This window comes from Planomonospora algeriensis, assembly GCF_977012225.1.
In genome coordinates this window covers 1-4,633 of record NZ_CDRNDK010000471.1, presented here as the reverse complement: position 1 = coordinate 4,633, position 4,633 = coordinate 1, and the positions used below count along the sequence as shown (strand labels likewise).

Below are 4,633 nucleotides of genomic sequence, written 5' to 3'. Positions count from 1 at the left end.
CGCAGGCCGCGGCCAGCCCCGCCCCGCCCAGCGCGATCGCCGCGGCGGCCAGGGCGATCACCAGGTGGCCGTCCGGCCCGGCGCCCAGGGAGTACGGCGGCTGCCAGGAGAGGCCGGGCAGTCCCGGCACCATGGCCGAGGGCCCCAGCAGGCCGATCAGGACGGTCAGGACGGCCGAGAGCCCGATCGCCACCGGGGCGAACGCGCCCAGCGCGTCACGCGGGCCGTGCCGTACGGGTCCGCCGGCCACCGCCATGTCCTGAGTCACCCGCAAATTCCAGCACACCCGGCGCGGTGCCCGCGGCGGAGCTCAGACGTGCAGCACCCTGCGGGCCAGGAGGGCTCGGGCGACGTCGCGGAACTGCCGGGTCCGGTGGAGCTGGGCCCGCCAGTCGGTGCCGGTGGCCCGGTGGGACATCTCCACCTCGACCTCGCGGACCCGGAAGCCCCGGCGGAGCAGGTCGATCGTGAGGCCCGTCTCCACGCCGAAACCACGCGCCAATGGCCGGGCGGCCTCGAAGGCGGCCCGGGTCAGGCAGCGCTGGCCGTTGAGCGGCTGGGTGGGCGTCCAGCCGGTGGCGCGCTCGATGCCGTCACGCGCCAGCCGGACCACGAACCCGTGGCCGCCCAGCTTCACCCGGGTGACGAAGACGGCGATGGTCATGTCCGCCTCACCCGCCCTGACCGGCTCGATCAGCGGGACGGCCGTGTGCGCGGTCTCTCCCAGGTCGGCGTCCAGGAACAGCAGATGCCGGGGCGGCCCGCCCCGCTCCTCGTCGAACAGGCGCACGACCTCCGCGCCGCTCTCCATCGCGGCGGCCTTGCCCCGGTTGCGGCTGTGCCGTACGACGCGGGCCCCGGCGGCCCTGGCCACCCTGCCGGTCGGGTCGGCCGAGCCGTCGTCCACGACGACGACCAGGTCCACCTCGGGCAGCGCCCGGGCGGCGGCCACGGTGGCACCGATCCGGTCGGCCTCGTCCTTGGCCGGGATGATCACTGCTGTGCCGGTCATGCCGCTCTCTTCTACAGGTCGACTTGTGCGCCGGTCGCCGCGTGCGCGCCGGTCGCCGTCCCGGGCCCCGCGAGACGGCTCACGCCTGGGGCTCGGCCGCCAGCAGTTCCTCGGGCACCGCCTCGTGGACGGTGAACACCGAATCGAGACCGGTGACCTGAAGAATCTTACGTACGGCGGGGCGAGGCCCTGCCATCTCCAGGATCCCTCCCTGCTCGCGCAGCCGTTTGAGCGCGGACAACAGGACGTTCATGCCCGTGGAGTCGCAGAACTCCACACCGGACATGTCGACGACCATGAAGGCGGCGGCGCGCTCGTCCAGCAGCCGATCGAACTCGGACTGCAGGCGAGGCGCGGTATATAGGTCGATTTCTCCGACAATGGTCACAATTGTGTGGCCACCATGAGATCGAGTTGAGACTTTTAGCTCCACAGCGGGCACACTAGCGGCGACGGAGCCCCGGGTCACGTTCCACGGCCCAAGGAGGTGTCCTGTTCAAGGTTTTGCCTGTCGGGGCTACCGATCCCGGCTCTTTGTCGCCCGTTCTCCCCTCACGCGAACCCTCGGTGCGCGAAGCTTGACAGTGTGCAACACCGGCCCAGCCGGAAAGGGGGGAGGCCCGGAACCTCCCGACCGTCGCTGCACCGAGTCGACGACGGACGACGAGTAGAAACGGGCCCAGTGTCTTCGATGAACAACGATCTTCCTGAGGACCCCCAGCGCCAACTGCTCCGCAAGCGCCTGGAGTCCACCATCGCACGCGCCACCAGGTCCACCTCCTGGCAGGACGCGACCCACTCCCTCCGCGGCCTGGTGAACCGCGAGGGCTTCGTCCCCATCAGGACCCGCCTCACGAGCGACGACCTCGACTTCCTGGAAGGAGCTCGCCAGGAACTGCTCGACTTCGCCGAACTCGGGATCCGGCTCCTGGACCTGCACCAGCCCCGGGACGCGGGCGGCATCACCAGCGACGCGGCGCATCCGATCCTGCGCTGCCGGAGCTGCATGTGGCGCTGGCCGTGCCCGACCTTCCGGGCGATGTCGGAGAGCTTCGGCGCACTGCGGGACCCCCTCTCCCGCGAGCCCGTCGAGCAGGCTCCCCGCGCCGCCTCCCTCTCCGACGAGGTGCAGGTGACCCTCATGGTCCCGGTCCAGTCGGAGGGGCAGACCCCCGCCCTGGCGGCGGTGCCCCGGAGGGTCGTCGGGGACATCCCGGTCTGACCGCGGCACCCGGGACACCCGCCCCGGGCGACCGCCGCATGACGGCCCGAGGCGGTTCGAGGCGGTCCACCGCTCCGTGACGGGCTGAAGCGGTCTCACGACGACAGGGGGAGACGGATCTCGAAGCGGCAGCCGGGTCCGGCGTTGACGACGCCGATGGCGCCCTCGTGGGCCTCCACGATGCCTCGGGCGATCGCCAGGCCGAGCCCGGCTCCCGCGCCGTCCCCGCGCGGGCTCCGGGCCGCCTCCCCGCGGAAGGCCACGTCGAAGACCCGGGGCAGGTCCTCCGCCGGGATCCCGCCGCAGCAGTCGGTCACCGACAGGCGGGCCTGTCCGCCCTCCGCGGTCGCGCGGACCGAGACCGTGCCGTCGGCCGGGGTGTGCCGGATCGCGTTGACCACCAGGTTGCGCAGAGCCCGGGAGAGCTCCCCCGCGTCCGCCTGGACGGGCACCACCGGATCGACGGAGCCCGCCAGCCGTACCCCCTTCGCCCGGGCCAGCGGCTCCACCCCCGCCAGCGCGTCGGCGACCAGGTCGCCGAGGCCGATCCGGCGGCGGGACAGGCGCAGCGCGCCCGCGTGGATCCTGGACAGCTCGAACAGGTCGTCGACCATCCCGGAGAGCCGGTCCACCTCCAGCCGGATCTGGGCGTGGTAGCGGTTCACCGTCTCCGGGTCGGAGACCACGCCGTCCTCCAGGGCCTCGGCCATGGCGCGCATCCCGGCCAGCGGGGTGCGCAGGTCGTGGCTGACCCAGGCGACGAGCTCGCGGCGGGCGCCCTCCAGCGCGCGCTCGCGCTCGCGGCCGAGGCGGATCCGCCGGTAGGCCTCGTCGAGGGCGGCGGCGATCGTGCGAGCTCGGCCGGGAGGCCGCGGGGCGGCGTGAACTCCCCCGATTCGGACACGTCGTGCACGGCGCCGACGAGCCTGCGGCTGGCGGCCACGACGCGCCGGGCGAGCACCGCCGCCACGCCCAGGCCGACCAGGCCCCCGATCACGACCACGCTGAGCACGATGTCCCGGGAGCCGCCCTCGATGATCATCCTCATGGTGATCGCCGCGACGCCCGCCACCGTCACCACGACGGGGACCGCGGCGAGCACCGCGAGCATCGTCCCGATCGACCGCTCCCGGAGCAGGTGCATGGCGCCCAGCCCGGCGAACGCGACCGGCAGGCCGAGGCCGGCGGTGACCACGGCGATCTCCACGATCTCGGGGATCACGGCAGGTCCGCGGGCTCGTAGCGGTAGCCGACGCCCCAGACGGTGACGATGCGGCGGGGCGCGGTCGGGTCCGGTTCGATCTTCTCGCGGAGGCGGCGGACGTGGACGGTCACCGTGGAGGAGTCCCCGAACGACCAGCCCCAGACCTGGTCGAGCAGGGTGGAGCGGCTGAACGCCTGGCGGGGGTTGCGCATCAGGTGGGCCAGGAGGTCGAACTCGCGGGCGGTCAGCGTGACCAGCGCGCCGTCGAGCCGTACCTCGTGCGCGCCCACGTCGACCACCAGATCGCCGTCCCGCAGCACGCCCGTGCCCGTCGGCATCGACGCGCCGCGCGCCCGCCGCAGCACCGACTGGACGCGCAGCGCCAGTTCGCGGGGGCTGAACGGCTTGGTGACGTAGTCGTCGGCGCCGGTCTCCAGGCCGGCCACCCGGTCGATCTCCTCACCCAGCGCGGTCAGCATGATCACTGGGACCGGCCGGTGCTCCCGGAGTTTCCTGCAGACCGCCAGGCCGTCCAGCTTGGGCAGCATCAGGTCGAGCACGAGCAGGTCGGGCGGGTCCGACAGCGCCCGCCGGAGCGCCTCGGCCCCGTCTCCGACGCACTCGACGCGATGCCCGTCGCGTTCGAGGTAGCGGGCCACGACCTCGGCCACCGTCGGATCGTCCTCGACCACCAGAATCCGCGCGCTCATGGCCCCACGGTAGGCCCGCGCGGCCCGCTCCGGAGGAAACCGTCACCGGCCCGTAAGACCCCGGCGCGCCCGCGTTATGCGCCCGCGTTATGCGCCATCGTTATGCGCCATCGTTATGCGGCCCGCCGCGCACCGGGCCGATCTCCGGCGTACGGTGGACCCATGGCTCGTATCGTGATGGCAGTCCTGGGCGTCCTCCTCGCGCTCTACGTGGTGTTCGGGCTCGTGCTGCCCGCCGTGTTCGGGCTGTTCAAGCTCCTGCTGGTGCTGGCCTTCGTGGCCTTCGTGGTCGTCGCCCTGGTCACGGTCGTCGGCCGGTCCAAGTGACCCGGTAGGCCCCTCGGTGAACCCCCTGCTCGTCCTCCAGACGCTGTTCGTCTGGCTGCCCGACGGCGGCGCCTGACGGTGACCGCCGTGGCCGGGCTGGGCGTGCTCCTCCTCGCGTGGGCGCTGCGCGCGGCGCCCACCGCCGCCGCGTCCCGGCC

At 73.1% G+C, this 4,633-nt stretch carries 7 protein-coding genes and 1 pseudogene; 2 read left to right on the top strand and 6 right to left on the bottom strand.

Annotated elements, in window-relative coordinates; all coding sequences use genetic code 11:
* From ACWJ6R_RS30500 to ACWJ6R_RS30490, 3 genes and pseudogenes are all read right to left on the bottom strand, one after another.
* A pseudogene (locus tag ACWJ6R_RS30500) lies at positions 1-268 on the bottom strand (hypothetical protein); the annotation flags it as partial.
* A 42-nt stretch (positions 269-310) separates the two neighbouring features.
* A complete protein-coding gene (locus ACWJ6R_RS30495) occupies positions 311-1,012 on the bottom strand; it encodes a glycosyltransferase (protein ID WP_449065536.1) in 702 nt (233 codons plus the stop codon).
* 79 nt (positions 1,013-1,091) lie between these two features.
* Positions 1,092-1,445 (bottom strand): STAS domain-containing protein, encoded by a 354-nt coding sequence (locus ACWJ6R_RS30490; protein ID WP_449065535.1) that lies wholly within the window; start codon positions 1,443-1,445, stop codon positions 1,092-1,094.
* A 258-nt stretch (positions 1,446-1,703) separates the two neighbouring features.
* Here ACWJ6R_RS30490 and ACWJ6R_RS30485 point away from each other — a divergent pair, with 258 nt between their 5' ends.
* A complete protein-coding gene (locus ACWJ6R_RS30485; protein WP_449065534.1) occupies positions 1,704-2,234 on the top strand; it encodes a hypothetical protein in 531 nt (176 codons plus the stop codon).
* Positions 2,235-2,329: 95 nt separating this feature from the next.
* Here ACWJ6R_RS30485 and ACWJ6R_RS30480 read toward each other — a convergent pair whose 3' ends face one another.
* Genes ACWJ6R_RS30480 through ACWJ6R_RS30470 form a run of 3 tightly spaced genes read right to left on the bottom strand, consistent with a single transcriptional unit; the run spans position 2,330 to position 4,148 of the window.
* Positions 2,330-2,953 carry a sensor histidine kinase gene (locus ACWJ6R_RS30480; RefSeq protein WP_449065533.1) on the bottom strand — a complete coding sequence of 208 codons (624 nt, stop codon included), beginning with the start codon at positions 2,951-2,953 and terminating at the stop codon, positions 2,330-2,332.
* Entirely contained in the window at positions 2,896-3,456 is a 561-nt protein-coding gene (locus tag ACWJ6R_RS30475) for a hypothetical protein (protein ID WP_449065532.1), read from the bottom strand. Before ACWJ6R_RS30475 ends, ACWJ6R_RS30480 begins: the two co-directional genes overlap by 58 nt.
* Positions 3,453-4,148, bottom strand: a complete 696-nt coding sequence (locus tag ACWJ6R_RS30470; RefSeq protein ID WP_449065531.1) for a response regulator transcription factor — start codon at positions 4,146-4,148, stop codon at positions 3,453-3,455. The genes ACWJ6R_RS30475 and ACWJ6R_RS30470 overlap by 4 nt, the downstream gene beginning before the upstream one ends.
* A gap of 162 nt (positions 4,149-4,310) precedes the next feature.
* Between ACWJ6R_RS30470 and ACWJ6R_RS30465 the strand changes: the two genes are divergently transcribed.
* Complete coding sequence (locus ACWJ6R_RS30465; protein WP_449065530.1) at positions 4,311-4,475, top strand: hypothetical protein; 165 nt, start codon at positions 4,311-4,313, stop codon at positions 4,473-4,475.
* The last annotated feature ends 158 nt before the right edge of the window (positions 4,476-4,633 follow it).

Coding starts and splice junctions, on each gene's coding strand:
- ACWJ6R_RS30485 (WP_449065534.1), top strand. CDS start 1,704: ATGAACAACGATCTTCCTGAGGACCCCCAGCGCCAACTGCTCCGCAAG.
- ACWJ6R_RS30465 (WP_449065530.1), top strand. CDS start 4,311: ATGGCTCGTATCGTGATGGCAGTCCTGGGCGTCCTCCTCGCGCTCTAC.
- ACWJ6R_RS30495 (WP_449065536.1), bottom strand. CDS start 1,012: ATGACCGGCACAGCAGTGATCATCCCGGCCAAGGACGAGGCCGACCGG.
- ACWJ6R_RS30470 (WP_449065531.1), bottom strand. CDS start 4,148: ATGAGCGCGCGGATTCTGGTGGTCGAGGACGATCCGACGGTGGCCGAG.
- ACWJ6R_RS30480 (WP_449065533.1), bottom strand. CDS start 2,953: ATGCGCGCCATGGCCGAGGCCCTGGAGGACGGCGTGGTCTCCGACCCG.